The sequence below is a fragment of the Pseudomonas sp. R84 genome, from assembly GCF_009834515.1.
Lineage (GTDB): Bacteria > Pseudomonadota > Gammaproteobacteria > Pseudomonadales > Pseudomonadaceae > Aquipseudomonas.
The window spans coordinates 1,844,222-1,860,678 of record NZ_CP019426.1; the positions used below are offsets into that span (position 1 = coordinate 1,844,222).

Below are 16,457 nucleotides of genomic sequence, written 5' to 3' on the forward strand. Positions count from 1 at the left end.
GGCCATGCTGGCGCAAGAGCCGCTGATTATCCTGATCGCAGAAGACAGTGCCGCCGACCGCCTGCTGCTCTCGACCATCGTTCGCCGCCAGGGCCATGAAGTCCTGACGGCGGCCAACGGTGCCGAAGCGGTCGATCTGTTTCGCCGGCAGCAACCCGATCTGGTGCTGATGGACGCGATGATGCCGGTCATGGATGGCTTCGAAGCGGCGCGGCAGATCAAGGCGTTGGCGGGCGAGATGCTAGTGCCGATCATCTTTCTCACCTCGCTGACCGAAAGCGAAGCGCTGGCCCGTTGTCTGGAGGCTGGCGGCGACGACTTTCTGGCGAAGCCCTACAACCAGGTGATTCTCGCCGCCAAAATCAAGGCGATGGATCGCTTGCGCCGTTTGCAGGCGACTGTCTTGCAACAGCGCGACCTGATCGCCAAACACCATGATTACCTGCTCAACGAACAGCGCGTGGCCAAAGCGGTGTTCGATAAGGTCGCCCATTCCGGTTGCCTGAGTGCGCCGAACATCCGCTACCTGCAATCACCTTATGCGCTGTTCAACGGTGACCTGCTGCTGGCAGCCTACACGCCGGCCGGTGACATGCATGTGCTGCTCGGCGATTTCACCGGTCACGGGCTGCCGGCAGCAGTGGGTGCCATGCCGCTCGCCGAAGTCTTCTACGGCATGACCGCCAAGGGCTACGGCCTCGCTGAAACCCTGCGCGAAATGAACGCCAAACTCAAACGCATCCTGCCGGTGGACATGTTCTGCTGCGCCACGCTGCTGTGTCTGAGTTTTCAGCGGCGTTCGGTCGAAGTGTGGAACGGCGGCATGCCTGACGGCTATCTGCATCGGATTGTCAGCGGTGAGCGTGTGCCGCTGGCGGCGCGGCACTTGCCGTTGGGCGTACTGAGCGCGCAGGCGTTCGATGATCGTACTGAAGTGCATCCGATGGGCGCTGGTGATCGGGTCTTTCTGTTGTCGGACGGGGTGATCGACACCAGTGATGCCAGTGATCAACTGTTCGGTGTCGAGCGTTTACAGCAAGTGTTCGCCGCCAATCGCGAGCCTGACCGATTGTTCGAGGACATCGAACAGGCGCTGCGGGATTTTCGCGGCGAGGCGCGCGACGACGTCAGCATGGTCGAGGTCAGCCTGCTGGAGCCGGCGCAGGTCAAACCGTCGGCGCCGTTGTACTCCGACAGCGGCCAGTCTTGTCCGCTGGACTGGTCGGTGAGTTTCGAGTTTCGCGGCGCCACGCTCAAACGTTTCAATCCGTTGCCGTACCTGTTGCAGTTGCTGCTTGAGGTGCATGGGCTGCGGGCGCAGAGTGGCGCTTTATACAGTGTGCTCGCCGAGTTGTATTCCAACGCGCTGGAGCACGGCGTGCTGGGGCTGGACTCCAGTCTCAAGCGCGATGCGGCGGGTTTTGCTCAGTATTATCAGCAGCGCAATGATCGGCTGGAGGCGCTGCAGGACGGTTTCGTGCGCGTGCATTTGCAGGTGCAGCCACGGGGCGAGGGCGGTTGTCTGGTGATTTGCGTGGAAGACAGCGGCAAGGGTTTTGATGTGGCGCGGGTCATGCAGCGGCCGCTGGACGGTGTCCGTTTGTCGGGGCGTGGCGTCAGTCTGGTCAGACAATTGGGGCTTAACGCCAGTTGGTCGGACGAAGGTCGTAGTGCTCGCGTGGAGTTTTGCTGGGAGGTTGAGGCATAATCCGCGCAATTCTTGATCAAGGAGTGAGCAAGTGACTGACATACATGTAGATCGCGAAGTGCTCGACACCTTGCGCGACGTTATGGAAGACAGCTATCCGGATTTGCTGGACACCTTTCTGAGTGATTCGAAAATTCGCCTGGAGCAATTGCAAGAGACTGCAGATGCCAAGGAACTGTCGGAAGTTGCCCATAGCTTCAAGGGCAGCGCAAGCAATATGGGTGCGGTTCGACTGGCGACGCTTTGCCAGGAGCTGGAATCAAACGCCAAAGACAAAAGTCCCGCCGAGATCGTAAGGCTGGTCGCTGATATCAGCGTCGAATTCGCTGAGGTTCGCTCTGTTTACGAAGACGAGCGACAGCACGCCACCACTCACTGACCTCACCGTCCGGCGCTTTTCACAAGCGTCGGACAAAACTGGCCCGGCACTTGCAGCTATCTCCCCCAACTGTACCTACGATCCCAGTGCAGCGGAGACCGTTTCATGCCTGCGACCCCCAACATCCTTCTTCAGAATGCCGCTCAGGCCAAGGCGCAAGCCGCCTCGGCCAAAACGTCGGCCATGGCCGTAGATACCGGGGATAAAGCCTCAAGCTTCGCGAAAGTGTTCGCCGATCAGGGATCGAGCAAGCCGGTTGCCAGCGCTGACAACTCGCCCAAGTCGTCGCGTGACAAAGTCGCTGACAACAGCGGTAAAAAGGAAGTCGGCAAGGATCAGTCTGCCGCTGCGCAACCGGCGGTTGCCGATAGCGGCAACGACTTGCCTGCCGATAAAACGGCGGCAACCGATGACACCACCGCCAGCAGCGACGACAGCACGGACACTCCTCAGGCTCCAGTAGTGGATGCTGCGCCGGTCGACCCGACGCTCGATCCGGCATTGGCCACCGCTGTGCAGCCTGTGGTGACGGCGCCTGTGGTGCCGGCCCCGGCTGTAACCTCTGCGCAGCCTGAAACCGAAAACCCTGCGCTCGCCGCGTTGCCGGGTACGGTCAAAGATCCGGCACCGACCACCGACAGCGATTTCGATCCTGCGGCCGACCCCCTCGACTCGATGCCGGCCGTGCGTATGGCGATGGAGCAGGGCGGGCACATTTCCGCTGCCAGCCAGGCACAACCGAAGGCTTCGCCGGCTCAGGCACAGGCCGACGGCGAATTGACTGCGGCGCAGAACTTCGCTGCTGGCATGGCCAGCATGCTCGACGTACAAGCCGACAAGGACAGCACCAGCCAGGGCGGCGAAAAAGCCTTCAGCGGTTTGATCGACGATGGCCTCAAAGACCTCAAAACCGCCACCAGCGATACCCGCGTGGATGACTTCGCCAACCGTCTGGCGGCATTGACGCAGGCCGCCACGCCGAAGACCGCGAACGCCGTGCCGGTGAACCAGCCAATCGCCATGCACCAGAGCGGTTGGACCGAAGAAGTGGTCAACCGCGTCATGTATCTGTCGAGCGCCAATCTGAAAGCGGCGGACATTCAGTTGCAGCCGGCCGAACTGGGGCGCCTGGACATCCGCGTCAACATGGTCCCGGATCAGCAGACCCAAGTGACGTTCATGAGTGCGCATCCGAGCGTGCGTGAAGCACTCGACGGACAGATGCATCGTTTGCGCGAGATGTTCAACCAGCAGGGCATGGGCCAGGTCGACGTCAATGTCTCCGACCAGAGCCGTGGCTGGCAGGGGCAGCAAGGTCAGGAGCAGGCACAGCAGGGCCAGAGTGGTCGCACCAGCGCTGCCGGTGGTCGCCTCGATTCGGCGGATGAAGAGTTGGCGCCTGCCACCATTGCTGACGCCGCTGCTCAAACCACCAGCGTGATTGGCACCAGCGCCGTCGACTATTACGCCTGATCAAATCAAGAGCCCCTCACCCTAGCCCTCTCCCAGAGGGAGAGGGGACTGATCGGGGGATATTGGAGATTTACACCGACTTGAAATAGCGTCTGTGAATCCATGATCGCCAAGACTTGATGGATGACTCCCTAATCGACTCGGTCTTTCAGGTCGACGTATCACGACAAAGCAACTCGGTCGGCTCCCTCTCCCTCCGGGAGAGGGCTGGGGTGAGGGTGCCTTTGACTTTGACTTTAGCGTTGTCTCCACTACTACCGACACTTCTGGCATAACACTTGCTCTTGCCTTGCCGTGCGACTGTGAAAACCCGAATAGTGACGGATTATTGGCATGGCGAAGAGCGAAACCGCAGCAGTGAAAGACCCCGCAACCAAAGGCAAACTCAAGCTGATCATTGTGATCGTGCTGGCGTTGCTGTTGGCCATTGGTGCATCCGTGGGGGCGACCTGGTTCTTCATGCACAGTGCCCAGAGCAAGCCTGCCGAGGCCGCTGATGCAGCGCCCGTCGGCAAGCAGCCAGCGATCTTCGAACCGATGGCGCCGGCCTTTGTCGCCAACTACAACCAGAACGGCCGTCAGCGCTACATGCAGGTGAGCATCACCATGCTGGCGCGTAATCAGGCCGATCTGGAAGCGCTCAAAGTGCACATGCCGGTAATCCGCAACAACCTGGTGATGCTCTTCTCCGGTCAGGATTTCGCCACCTTGGCGACCCCGGTCGGGCAGGAGATGTTGCGCCAGAAGGCCACCGCCAGCGTCCAGGAAGTGGCGCAGAAAGAGCTGGGCAAAGTGGTGATCGAACAGTTGCTTTTCACTAATTTCGTACTGCAGTAGGAACACGACATGGCCGTGCAGGATCTGCTGTCCCAGGATGAAATCGACGCGCTGTTGCATGGCGTCGACGATGGTCTGGTACAGACCGATAACGCTGCCGAACCCGGCAGTGTCAAAAGCTACGACCTGACCAGTCAGGATCGCATCGTCCGTGGACGCATGCCGACTCTGGAAATGATCAACGAGCGTTTTGCCCGCTACACCCGCATCAGCATGTTCAACATGCTGCGCCGCTCGGCGGACGTTGCCGTCGGTGGCGTGCAGGTGATGAAGTTCGGCGAATACGTGCACTCGCTGTACGTACCGACCAGCCTCAACCTGGTCAAGATCAAACCGTTGCGCGGCACCGCGCTGTTCATCCTTGACGCCAAACTGGTGTTCAAACTGGTGGACAACTTCTTCGGCGGCGACGGCCGTCACGCCAAGATCGAAGGGCGTGAATTCACCCCGACCGAACTGCGCGTAGTGCGCATGGTGCTGGAACAGGCCTTCGTCGATTTGAAAGAAGCCTGGCAGGCGATCATGGAAGTCAATTTCGAGTACATCAACTCGGAAGTGAACCCGGCCATGGCCAACATCGTCGGCCCGAGCGAAGCGATTGTGGTCTCCACCTTCCACATCGAGCTCGATGGCGGTGGCGGCGACCTGCACGTGACCATGCCGTACTCGATGATCGAGCCGGTGCGCGAAATGCTCGACGCCGGCTTCCAGTCCGACCTCGACGATCAGGACGAGCGCTGGGTCAACGCCCTGCGCCAGGACGTGCTCGACGTTGACGTGCCGATCGGTGCCACCGTCGCGCGTCGCCAGTTGAAATTGCGCGACATCCTGCACATGCAGCCGGGGGATGTGATCCCGGTCGAAATGCCGGACGAAATGATCATGCGCGCCAACGGCGTGCCGGCCTTCAAGGTCAAGATGGGCTCGCACAAAGGCAACCTCGCGTTGCAGGTGATCGAGCCGATCGAGCGTCGCTGAAGCGGCGCTCCAACCCCCAAGCATTTAACTGAATTTTTGCCCGCCGAGGACAAATGATGAACGACGATATGAACGCCCAGGACGACCAGGCACTGGCTGACGAATGGGCTGCTGCCCTGGAAGAAACCGGTGATGGTCAGGCTGACATCGACGCCCTGCTGGCCGCCGACGCAGCCAGCGGCTCGCGTCTGCCGATGGAAGAGTTCGGCAGCGTGCCGAAGAACAACGATCCGGTGACCCTCGACGGCCCGAACCTGGACGTGATCCTCGACATCCCGGTATCGATCTCGATGGAAGTGGGCAGCACCGACATCAACATCCGCAACCTGCTGCAACTCAATCAGGGTTCGGTGATTGAGCTTGATCGTCTGGCCGGTGAGCCGTTGGACGTGCTGGTCAACGGCACCCTGATTGCGCACGGTGAAGTGGTGGTGGTCAACGAGAAGTTCGGCATCCGCCTGACTGACGTGATCAGCCCAAGCGAACGCATCAAGAAGCTGCGCTGAGTGAAACGGTTTCTCTGGGCTCTGTTGGCATTGCCGCTGAGCGTGCTGGCCGCCGAACCGTCGACCGCCACCACGGTGCCTGCCGCGACCGCGCCGATGGTCAGCAGCGGCGTGGCCGGGCAACTGACGCAACTGGTGTTCGGCCTGTTGCTGGTGCTGGGGGTGATCTTCTTCCTCGCCTGGCTGCTGCGCCGTGTGCAGCAGGCAGGTCCGGCCGGCAAGGGGCAGGTGATCGAGCTGATCGGTTCGCGCGCGCTCGGTCCGCGTGACCGTTTGCTGCTGGTGCAGGTTGGCAGCGAGCAGATTCTGCTCGGCTTGAGCCCGGGCACCATCACCGCGCTGCATGTGCTCAAGGAACCGGTCGACGTGCCTGTAACCCGTGAAAAAGCGACTCCGGAATTTGCTCAGCATCTGCTGAAGATTCTCGGCAAGGATCAGAAGGATACGAAGTAATGGGTGCGCTACGCATCGTCTTGACGCTGGCCCTGTTGCTGGCCGCGCCACTGGCGTTCGCCGCCGATCCGTTGTCGATCCCGGCGATCACGCTGGGCACCAACGCCGACGGCGCGCAGGAGTATTCGGTCAGTCTGCAGATCCTGCTGATCATGACCGCCCTGAGCTTCATTCCGGCGGCCGTGATTCTGATGACCAGTTTCACCCGGATCATCATTGTCTTCTCGATCCTGCGTCAGGCCCTCGGCCTGCAACAGACGCCGTCGAACCAGATCCTCACCGGCATGGCGCTGTTCCTCACCATGTTCATCATGGCCCCGGTGTTCGACCGGGTGAACAACGATGCGCTGCAACCGTATCTGGCGGAAAAACTTACCGCCCAGCAAGCGGTAGAAAAAGCCCAGGTACCGATCAAGGACTTCATGCTCGCCCAGACCCGCACCAGTGATCTGGAGCTGTTCATGCGCCTGTCCAAGCGCACCGACATCGCCACCCCGGATCAGGCGCCGCTGACCATTCTGGTGCCGGCGTTCGTCACCTCCGAGCTGAAAACCGCGTTCCAGATCGGTTTCATGATCTTCATTCCGTTCCTGATCATCGACCTCGTCGTGGCCAGTGTGCTGATGGCGATGGGTATGATGATGCTCTCGCCGCTGATCATCTCGCTGCCGTTCAAGATCATGCTGTTCGTGCTGGTCGATGGCTGGGCGCTGATCATCGGCACCCTGGCCAGCAGTTTTGGAGGTGTCTCGCCATGACGCCGGAAGTTGCGGTCGATATCTTTCGTGAAGCCCTTTGGCTGACCACATTGATGGTCGCGATTCTGGTGGTGCCGAGTCTGCTGGTCGGCCTGCTGGTGGCGATGTTTCAGGCTGCCACACAGATCAACGAACAGACCTTGAGCTTCCTGCCGCGTCTGCTGGTGATGCTGGTCACGTTGATCGTCGCCGGTCCGTGGATCGTGCAGACGTTCATGGAATACATCATTCAGTTGTACAAAAACATCCCGATGGTCATCGGCTAAGCCATGCAATCGCTGCTTCAGCTGACCGACACCCAGATCAGTACCTGGGTGGCCTCGTTCATGTTGCCGCTGTTTCGCGTGGCGTCGATGTTGATGGTCATGCCGGTGTTTGGCACCACCCTGGTGTCACGCCGGATACGCCTGTATTTCGCCGTGGCGATCACCGTGTGCATTGCCCCGAGCCTGCCGCCGATGCCAGCGGTAAGTCCGTTGGACCTCAGTGGCTTGATGTTGATTGCCGAACAGATTCTGGTCGGTGCCGTGCTCGGGTTTTCCCTGCAGCTGTTCTTCCAGGCGTTTGCCGTGGCCGGGCAGATTGTCGCGATCCAGATGGGCATGGGTTTCGCCTCAATGGTCGATCCGGCCAACGGTGTCTCGGTGGCGGTGATCGGGCAGTTCTTCACCATGCTGGTGACGTTGCTGTTCCTGTCGATGAACGGCCACCTGGTGGTCTTCGAAGTGCTCACCGAAAGCTTCACCACGCTACCGGTCGGCAGCGGTCTGATGACCGCGCATTACTGGGAGCTGGCCGGCAAACTTGGCTGGGTCCTTGGCGCCGCGTTGTTGCTGGTGTTGCCGGCGGTGACGGCGTTGCTGGTGGTCAACATCGCGTTTGGCGTGATGACCCGCGCCGCGCCACAACTGAACATTTTCTCCATCGGTTTTCCGCTGACCCTGGTGCTCGGCTTGTTTATCGTCTGGGTCGGCCTGGCGGATATTCTCAATCAGTACCAGCCGCTGGCCACTGAAGCCTTGCAGCTGCTACGCGAACTGGCACGGGCGCGCTGAGTCATGGCAGAGAGCGAAAGCGGTCAGGACAAAACAGAAGACCCCACGGAGAAACGTAAAAAGGACTCCCGTGAGAAGGGTGAGATTGCCCGTTCCAAAGAGCTCAACACCCTCGCCGTGATGATGGCCGGTGCCGGCGCGCTGCTGGTGTTCGGCGGCATGCTGGCTGAAGACCTGATGGAGCTGATGCGCCTGAACTTCACGCTGTCGCGTGAGGTGATCATGGATCAGGGTTCCATGGGCGCATTTTTGTTGAAGTCGGGTCAGATGGCGCTGGTGGCCATCCAGCCGTTCATGATCACGCTATTGCTGGCCGCATTGATCGGGCCGATTTCCCTGGGGGGCTGGTTGTTTGCGGCCGGCTCCATGGCACCCAAGTTCAGCCGGATGAACCCGGCGGCAGGCTTGAAGCGAATGTTTTCGTTCAAGGCTGTGGTCGAACTGCTCAAGGCACTGGCCAAGTTTCTGGTCACCTTGGGGGTGGCGTTGGTGGTGCTGATGTCGGATGTCGATGACTTGATGCGGATTGCTCACGAGCCGCTTGAGATGGCGATCATTCACAGCGTCACGCTGGTCGGCTGGAGCACTTTGTGGCTGGCCTGCGGCCTGATCATCATCGCCGCCGTCGACGTGCCGGTGCAGCTCTGGGAAGCGCACAAAAAACTGCTGATGACCAAGCAGGAAGTGCGCGACGAGCACAAGGATCAGGAGGGGCGCCCAGAAGTCAAACAGCGCATCCGCCAGACCCAGCGCGAGATGTCCCAGCGGCGGATGATGGCGGCGATTCCCGACGCCGACGTGGTCATCACCAACCCGACCCACTACGCCGTCGCGCTCAAGTACGACTCGGAGAAGGGCGGCGCCCCGGTACTGCTGGCCAAGGGCAGCGACTTCCTCGCGTTGAAAATCCGCGAAATCGCCGTCGCCAACAACGTCATGCTCCTCGAATCGCCGGGGCTGGCGCGTTCGATCTATTACTCCACCGAACTCGAGCAGGAAATCCCCGGCGGGCTGTATCTGGCGGTTGCTCAGGTCTTGGCCTACGTCTACCAGATCCGCCAGTACCGCGCCGGCAAAGGCAAACGCCCGGATCCGCTCAAGGACGATTTGCCGATTCCGCCGGATCTGCGCCGCGATTCCTGACGTTGTTGTGCAGCCATTGGTCTGAGACTCCCCATTACTGTCAACTCTGACAGGTGCGCTTCCCGTGATTTTGCAGTTTGATGCAAGGTGGCGCCGCGAACCTGGCGCGGTCAGGCGAGCGAGTGCAAGGGAGCAAGACAATGAAAGGTATTTTCAGCAGCTACGATGAAAAAACCGGAAGAGGCACCATCACGCCGAAGCCCTCGGGACGATGTATTTCCTTTGCTGAGGCCACCGGTTTTTTTCTGACCGCCAAAGAATACCGATTCAGCATTCCATTGGCCGATGCCCGGCAGGCGAACGTCAAAGTGGGCGGCGAGGTCGAGTTCGAATTGCCCAGGAACAAGAATGGAAAAGTGAAAATCCTTCGGTATTGAGCAATCGATCGCAAAGCCGCTGAAAACGGGGCGGCGGTTTTTTATGATCGTTCCCACGCGCAGCAAAGGAATGCAGCCCGGGACGCTCCGCGTCCCTTCCAAAGCCGAACGCGGAGCGTCCGTTGAGGCATTCCCACGCAGGAGCGTGGGAACGATCATCGCGTGTCGCTACTGCGGCAACTCCAGATTATCCATCACCCGATTCACCGCCAACTCGCCGAGCATGATCAGTTGCGCAATTCCCAATAGCGTCCTGCGTTGCGACGCGGGTATGAGATGGGCAAAGTCATGGGCGATGGTTCTGGCTGAGGCGAGTGTTTCGCTGGCATCGGCCAGCAGCTCCTCGTTTTTGAAGTCAGCGGTAACGGCGTACATCCGGCGGGTTTTACGGGGCGGTGGCGTGGAGCCGGGTGGGCAGAGGTAGTGATCGAGCGCGCGTTCGGCGGCGTCGTTGAGCTTTTTTGAATCGAGGGATTCGTAGGGAGAGGCGAGGTCGGTTTCGGGTGGGTTGGGTGTTGGTTTGATCATGGTGACGCTCCTTTGAAGTGGAGCCGCTACAACCTGTCGCTAAACAGGTGGGTGGCGGCTGTACGCAGGTTAGCGAACCGGTCAAAGGCACCCGGCAGACCCGAGGGTCTCCCGCATACAGCCACCATGACGAAATCGCGAAAATACAGATCCGCAACGAAGCCTGGAACGCCGATGCACCTTTGACTTGAGTTCGAGTCGCTAAACCCGATCGCTGATTCGTCAGCGACCGACCCACAATAGAACCCGACCCCAAAGCGCACAAGCCGGCGGATTCTGGCGTAGCTGTAGGCAATGGCGCAAGAATTTGTAGCCTGTAAGGCGTGTCTGGAGGTGTCTTTTAAACATGGAAGTTAAATGCGCAATAAAACGCGGTTTTCACCTCCCGCGCCGATGTGCCGACTCCGCCAGATTGTATTTTTCGCCAACTGTGTCAGTGCCATTCGTCTGAAAAACCCGCGCACCTGTTAGTTCTGACAGTGGTCGAATGTTCTCGTGAAGTTTTCAATGGCCTCTGCAGATCCTTGGCAAACCGCTACGGAATTTTTCAGGAGCAGGGCAATGATTGGTTTGATGGTGATGCCGATTGAGGACGTTATCGACGATACGCAACATGACATTGCCCCTTTTGACTCCAGCGGAGGTCTGGGGCTTTTTTCGTTGTACCCGCCCAATATTCCCGGACAGTTTACAAGTATCGATTTTCCGCCGGCGCAAGTTGGGGTCAATCGGCCCATGCTCCATACAAGCGCCAATGGACTTCGGGTGCTGGTTCAGGCCTATCTGAATATGGCCGAAGACGACACCATTCGGCTGTACGTCGATGAGAATCTGGTTGCCACGTCGGTGCTGCCTGCGGATCACGGCAATCACGATGTGGTGATGCACATCGCTGCGAAGCTGGTTCCGGCCGGCGTGCATACCTTGCGCTACGAGATTTTGCGCAAAAGCGGTCAGGCGCCGGAGGGGGCGCAACTCGACGTCTTGTTCAAGATCGATCCGCCGGGCGGCATCGATCCCGAGCCGGATTTGCCCGGTCATCAACGACTCAAGCCGGCTCGACTTCAGTTGAAGCCCGGGCAAGTCATTGACGAGGAAGTGGCTGCCGAGGGCGTCTGGGCGATCATCTCTGCGTGGCTCTTCATGACCAAGGGGGACAAGTTGAAACTCTGTTTCCACGGCGTTGCTGTCACGCCCTACACGGTGCTGGAGAGCGAGGTCGGAAAAGAGATCAGTGTTTTCATTTCGCCAGAGATTATCCGGGAGGCGGGCCCCGCAAATCCGGCGGTGGTGGTCTATCAGATCGAAGATCAGGTGGAGAACGTCAGTGATTTTTCGGAGCGTACGACCGTCGTCAGCGATCCAGACAAAAACTGGCTCGATCCGGTATTCGTTCCTCTCGCCGATGAAGATCTGGTCAGCCTTGATGCGGTTGGATTCGACGACCTGGAGGTTCAGATCATTACGCGCCCCGGTTTTGCGCTGAAAGAGAAACTACAGCTTCGATGGGTGGCTACAACGCAGAGCGGTGAAGTGGTCGAGCACAGTGAAGAGCAATCGATTACTCGTCTCGGCATTCAGTCTTTTAAAGTTCCCAATCCTGTTGTGCTTGCCAGCGCCTCCGGCCAGGTGCAAGTGGATTACCTGCGCACGCAAGCAGATGGCACACGGGATAGCTCAGAGGTCTACATCTTCACCTTGCAAGGAAAGACGTTGCGACTACCGGCTCCGCAGATACCGGACCTGGTCGGCGGCACACTCGATCCTGCGCTGAGCCGGACCACGGTGTTGTGCGGGCCCGATGACCGGATCAAAAAGGGCTTCAGAGTCACATTGACGTGGCTGGGGACCAGTGCCTCGGGGCGTCCGCACCTGTATCAAACGTATCGCGACGTCAGCGATCGCTTGGTGGGGCAAGCCATTGCCTTTAATGTCACTGGCAACCACATTGCTCCATTGATCCGAGGGTCGGTCGGTGTTTCGTATGAGGTCAACCATGCCACGTTGAATCCTGCGCTGGTTTCTGATGCGCTGAATGCGCGTGTGGAAGATTTCAAACCCGTCTTGCCTGCGCCAGTGGTCATTGGCGCCATCGATGGTGTGCTCAATCCTGCTCAAGTGCCGTACGGAACGGATATTCAGGTCGCGGCAGCTTCGTATACCCGCCTGGGCGATGTGGTGCATGTGGAGGGGCGGGGCGATGCGGGCGGGGTAGTGTTTCGGGACAAGTTGCCGATTGATCAAACCCGGGCAGGTAAGGATCTGGAGTTCTGGCTGGACGGCGAGGCTATCAAGTTCTATCGGGAGCAGTTTTTCAGTTTACTTTGGTGGATCGAGCGGCCAGACGAGCTGCCGCAATCATCCGCATTGCTCGAGTTGTATATCGGCGACCCGGCGCAGTCGTTGCAGCCGCCAACTGTCCGCCGCGCTCCAGATGGCGTGCTTGACCCGTTGGAAAATAATGGAGGTGCCCGCGCGCGCGTCCATTTGGCCAGTCCGCGCCCGGGTGATCAAGTGCGTTTGATTGTCAAAGGAGCGCCGGGAGAGGGCTCGCCGACGTTTGCTCCTCAGCAGTTGAATGCTGACAACGTTGCATTCTTTGTGCTGCGGCCTTCATTCATTGCGGAAAATCTGGGAAAACTGGTTGAAGTCCTTTACGAGCTGATCAGAAATGGCAAGACGATCCAGTCCAGGCCGTTGATGTTGACGGTCAAGACAATCAGTGACGGTGATCCCGTCCTGACTCGGCCGCATATCGTCGAAGCCGGGGCTGTACCGCTGATCGATCTGAGAATCATCCAGACTGACCTCACATGCGTGGTCGAGCCGCCGTTGCCGATAGCCGAGGTCGGGCAGCGCGTCTGGATCATGGTCAGCAGCGAGGGCGCTAAGCCTTTGGTATTGCGCCCCGGTACCGCGTTGACTGCCGAAGAAGTCGCTCAAGGCATTAGCGTCAAGGCCGCGCGAAGCTGGTTCTATGATCTGAAGGATCTCTCTGACTGTGAGGTGACCTGCAAAATAGCACTGGGCAGCTCTGATGGTGAGGACACGGCACTGGTGCTTCCGGTGGCGCGGTATACCGTTAAAGTCACAGAGAAATTGGCGATTGATACTCAGCCGATGCTTTTGAATGGCTGGAAACTGTTGGGCGGCGCAGCGTATGGATTACGCGAGCGAGAGGTCGTCAACAATGTGCAAATGCGCGTGCCTACGGGTGGACGGCCGCCTTACTCCTATCGTTCAGCCAATGCTGGCATAGCATCGGTCGATGCCAACGGCAAGGTGTCGGGGCTGAGTAATCAATCAACCACCATCACGGTGACGGATGCCGATGAAAACCAGGTTGCCTATCCGGTGCGTGTGATGAATGTCCACCGGCTGATATTGAACAATACCTTCATGACTGCAGCCGAGGCCGGCGCTTGGTTCAGGCAGTTCGGTGCCGTCAGCATGGACAACAGTGGACAACCCATGGGATGGGGGATTTTGCATAACAACTTTGTTGACGTGACGCCCATTTATGGCGGGCGAGGCCTGTATTACGGGCGGTTTGTTTCGACCAATCTTTCATACCCGCACTTGTATGCAATCGAACATTCGTTGCTGGTGAGCAACGGGGTCATGGGCAGTCGCAACGTGTTGTTATCTGATGGGGCGACTCGCTCTCGGGCAATGGGGTATTTCCCGACGTAGTCAGATAGGCGTCATGGCTGAAAGTGGCGGCGATCACCGCTTTCAGCGGCTTTCCGGGCGGGGCAAGCCGTTCTGGAGCCATCACTGTGGATCGTTCCCACGCATAGTACGGGAACGATTTTCTGCTAAACAGCGTCGTTTAAATCGAAAAATTTGTGCCGGACATAAGGGCCTCTTCGCGAGCAGGCTCGCTCCCACATTTAGAATGCATTCCAATCCCTCCTTTGGTTGCATCACATTCCCAATTTGGAATGCATTCCCCTGTGGGAGCGAGCCTGCTCGCGAAGGGGCCGTCCCGGTCAGCAGAAAACTCACGGTCAAAACCCCTCTGTTTCACTCATTGGCAAAAGTTGGAAAGCTTCTTGCAGTACCCGCCGTGAGCCCGCTCTGGGCGTCAAAAGTTTGCTTTAAAGGAACGGGGAAAACCGGTGGATCGCTCTCAGTTATTCAACACTGCTCGCACGAATGTTGCCGACCTCAGTCGAGGCAATCTGGGCGTGCCGTTGTTGCTGCTGGTGATGCTGGCGATGATGATGTTGCCGGTGCCGCCGTTCCTGCTCGACGTGTTCTTCACCTTCAACATTGCCTTGTCGATTGTCGTCCTGCTGGTCTGCGTGTATGCGCTGCGACCGCTGGATTTCGCCGTGTTCCCGACGATTCTGCTGGTCGCGACGTTGCTGCGGCTGGCGTTGAACGTGGCCTCGACGCGGGTGGTCATGCTCCACGGTCAGGACGGCCACGCCGCTGCCGGTAAGGTGATTCAGGCCTTCGGTGAGGTGGTGATCGGCGGTAACTACGTGGTCGGTATCGTGGTCTTCGCGATTTTGATGATCATCAACTTCGTCGTGGTGACCAAGGGGGCCGGGCGGATTTCCGAGGTGAGCGCGCGTTTCACCCTCGATGCGATGCCCGGCAAACAAATGGCGATCGACGCCGACCTCAACGCCGGTCTGATCGACCAGAACCAAGCCAAGATGCGCCGTCAGGAAGTCGCCCAAGAGGCTGAGTTCTACGGTTCGATGGACGGTGCCAGCAAGTTCGTCCGTGGTGACGCCATCGCGGGCCTGCTGATTCTGTTCATCAACCTGATCGGCGGCATGGCCGTGGGTATCTTCCAGCATGGCATGACGTTCGGCGATGCCGGTCGGGTTTACGCCTTGCTGACCATCGGTGACGGTTTAGTGGCGCAATTGCCATCACTGTTGTTATCGACAGCAGCAGCGATCATGGTGACCCGTGCTTCCGGTTCGGAAGACATGGGCAAGCAGATCAATCGCCAGATGTTCGCCTCGCCGAAAGCGCTGGCGGTGGCGGCCGGTCTGATGGCGGTCATGGGCTTGGTGCCGGGCATGCCGCACTTCTCGTTCCTGAGCATGGCCGCGCTGGCCGCTGGCGGCGCGTACCTGTTCTGGAAAAAACAGAATGTGGCCAAGGTCGTAGCGTTGGAAGAGGTCAAGCGCCAGCAGGAACTGCTGCCGTCGCCGGCCCGCGCCATGGAAACCAAAGAGCTCGGCTGGGACGATGTGACGCCCATCGACATGATCGGCCTGGAAGTCGGCTATCGCCTGATTCCGCTGGTGGACCGCAATCAAGGCGGGCAATTGCTGGCGCGGATCAAGGGCGTGCGCAAGAAGCTCTCGCAGGATCTGGGCTTCCTGATGCCGACTGTGCACATTCGCGACAACCTCGATCTGGCGCCAAGCGCCTATCGCCTGACCCTGATGGGCGTGATTCTCGCCGAAGCCGAGATCTACCCGGATCGCGAACTGGCGATCAACCCGGGCCAGGTCTACGGCACACTCAACGGTATCAACGCCAAAGATCCGGCTTTCGGCCTGGAGGCGGTGTGGATCGAAATCAGCCAGCGTGCGCAGGCACAATCCCTCGGTTACACGGTGGTGGACGCCAGCACCGTGGTCGCGACTCACTTGAACCAGATTCTATACAAGCACTCCAGCGAGCTGATCGGCCACGAAGAAGTGCAGCAACTCATGCAATTGCTGGCCAAGAGCTCGCCGAAACTGGCAGAAGAGCTGGTGCCGGGCGTGGTCACGTTGTCGCAGTTGCTCAAGGTGCTGCAAGCGCTGCTCGCCGAACACGTGCCGGTGCGCGATATCCGCAGCATTGCCGAAGCCATCGCCAACAACGCCGCGAAGAGTCAAGATACCGCCGCGTTGGTGGCCGCTGTACGGGTCGGCGTATCCCGCGCCATCGTCCAAAGCATTGTAGGCACTGAGTCGGAGCTGCCTGTGATCACCTTGGAACCAAGGTTGGAACAAATATTGCTCAATAGTCTGCAGAAGGCAGGACAAGGCTCGGAAGAGGGCGTTCTGCTGGAGCCAAGCATGGCCGAGAAGCTGCAGCGTTCGCTCATCGAAGCGGCGCAGCGTCAGGAAATGCAAGGTCAGCCGGTGATCCTTTTGGTAGCCGGCCCGATCCGCGCGATGCTCTCGCGCTTTGGCCGCCTCGCAGTCCCTGGATTGCATGTGCTGGCCTACCAGGAAATACCGGACAACAAGCAAGTGACCATCGTTGCGACAGTAGGGCCCAACGGCTGAGGTAGTGGTTT

15 protein-coding genes are annotated in these 16,457 nt (G+C 59.2%); 14 read left to right on the top strand and 1 reads right to left on the bottom strand.

Annotation, left to right across the window (positions count from 1 at the left end; translation table 11 throughout):
* The first annotated feature begins 4 nt into the window (after positions 1 to 4).
* The 12 genes from PspR84_RS08315 (at position 5) to PspR84_RS08370 (ending at position 9,667) form a co-directional block, all read left to right on the top strand.
* A complete protein-coding gene (locus PspR84_RS08315; RefSeq protein ID WP_160056792.1) occupies positions 5 to 1,708 on the top strand; it encodes a fused response regulator/phosphatase in 1,704 nt (567 codons plus the stop codon).
* A 31-nt stretch (positions 1,709 to 1,739) separates the two neighbouring features.
* On the top strand, positions 1,740 to 2,087 hold the full coding sequence (locus PspR84_RS08320) for an Hpt domain-containing protein (RefSeq protein WP_160056794.1): 348 nt from the start codon (positions 1,740 to 1,742) through the stop codon (positions 2,085 to 2,087).
* A gap of 105 nt (positions 2,088 to 2,192) precedes the next feature.
* Positions 2,193 to 3,560: a flagellar hook-length control protein FliK gene (locus tag PspR84_RS08325; protein WP_160056796.1), complete on the top strand. Its 1,368-nt coding sequence runs from the start codon at positions 2,193 to 2,195 to the stop codon at positions 3,558 to 3,560.
* 333 nt (positions 3,561 to 3,893) lie between these two features.
* Positions 3,894 to 4,397 (top strand): flagellar basal body-associated protein FliL, encoded by a 504-nt coding sequence (gene fliL / locus PspR84_RS08330; protein ID WP_007920033.1) that lies wholly within the window; start codon positions 3,894 to 3,896, stop codon positions 4,395 to 4,397.
* A gap of 9 nt (positions 4,398 to 4,406) precedes the next feature.
* Positions 4,407 to 5,375, top strand: a complete 969-nt coding sequence (gene fliM, locus PspR84_RS08335) for a flagellar motor switch protein FliM (RefSeq protein WP_007920032.1) — start codon at positions 4,407 to 4,409, stop codon at positions 5,373 to 5,375.
* Positions 5,376 to 5,428: 53 nt separating this feature from the next.
* A complete protein-coding gene (fliN, locus tag PspR84_RS08340; protein WP_162835973.1) occupies positions 5,429 to 5,881 on the top strand; it encodes a flagellar motor switch protein FliN in 453 nt (150 codons plus the stop codon).
* Positions 5,882 to 6,334 carry a flagellar biosynthetic protein FliO gene (gene fliO, locus PspR84_RS08345; RefSeq protein WP_160056798.1) on the top strand — a complete coding sequence of 151 codons (453 nt, stop codon included), beginning with the start codon at positions 5,882 to 5,884 and terminating at the stop codon, positions 6,332 to 6,334.
* Positions 6,334 to 7,092 (top strand): flagellar type III secretion system pore protein FliP, encoded by a 759-nt coding sequence (fliP, locus tag PspR84_RS08350; RefSeq protein ID WP_064121002.1) that lies wholly within the window; start codon positions 6,334 to 6,336, stop codon positions 7,090 to 7,092. The genes fliO and fliP overlap by 1 nt, the downstream gene beginning before the upstream one ends.
* Complete coding sequence (gene fliQ, locus PspR84_RS08355; protein ID WP_007920026.1) at positions 7,089 to 7,358, top strand: flagellar biosynthesis protein FliQ; 270 nt, start codon at positions 7,089 to 7,091, stop codon at positions 7,356 to 7,358. The genes fliP and fliQ overlap by 4 nt, the downstream gene beginning before the upstream one ends.
* 3 nt (positions 7,359 to 7,361) lie before the next feature.
* A complete protein-coding gene (fliR, locus tag PspR84_RS08360; RefSeq protein ID WP_038363857.1) occupies positions 7,362 to 8,147 on the top strand; it encodes a flagellar biosynthetic protein FliR in 786 nt (261 codons plus the stop codon).
* Positions 8,148 to 8,150: 3 nt separating this feature from the next.
* Positions 8,151 to 9,290 (top strand): flagellar biosynthesis protein FlhB, encoded by a 1,140-nt coding sequence (flhB, locus tag PspR84_RS08365; RefSeq protein ID WP_160056800.1) that lies wholly within the window; start codon positions 8,151 to 8,153, stop codon positions 9,288 to 9,290.
* Between the two features lie 140 nt (positions 9,291 to 9,430).
* Positions 9,431 to 9,667, top strand: a complete 237-nt coding sequence (locus tag PspR84_RS08370) for a hypothetical protein (RefSeq protein WP_160056802.1) — start codon at positions 9,431 to 9,433, stop codon at positions 9,665 to 9,667.
* Between the two features lie 168 nt (positions 9,668 to 9,835).
* On the opposite strand, the gene PspR84_RS08375 is transcribed toward PspR84_RS08370, so the two are convergent.
* Entirely contained in the window at positions 9,836 to 10,195 is a 360-nt protein-coding gene (locus PspR84_RS08375; RefSeq protein ID WP_008083868.1) for a hypothetical protein, read from the bottom strand.
* Between the two features lie 561 nt (positions 10,196 to 10,756).
* On the opposite strand from PspR84_RS08375, the gene PspR84_RS08380 reads away from it, so the two are divergent.
* Positions 10,757 to 13,888, top strand: a complete 3,132-nt coding sequence (locus PspR84_RS08380; RefSeq protein ID WP_160056822.1) for an Ig-like domain-containing protein — start codon at positions 10,757 to 10,759, stop codon at positions 13,886 to 13,888.
* Between the two features lie 428 nt (positions 13,889 to 14,316).
* On the top strand, positions 14,317 to 16,446 hold the full coding sequence (gene flhA, locus PspR84_RS08385) for a flagellar biosynthesis protein FlhA (RefSeq protein WP_038363869.1): 2,130 nt from the start codon (positions 14,317 to 14,319) through the stop codon (positions 16,444 to 16,446).
* Positions 16,447 to 16,457 lie beyond the last annotated feature (11 nt).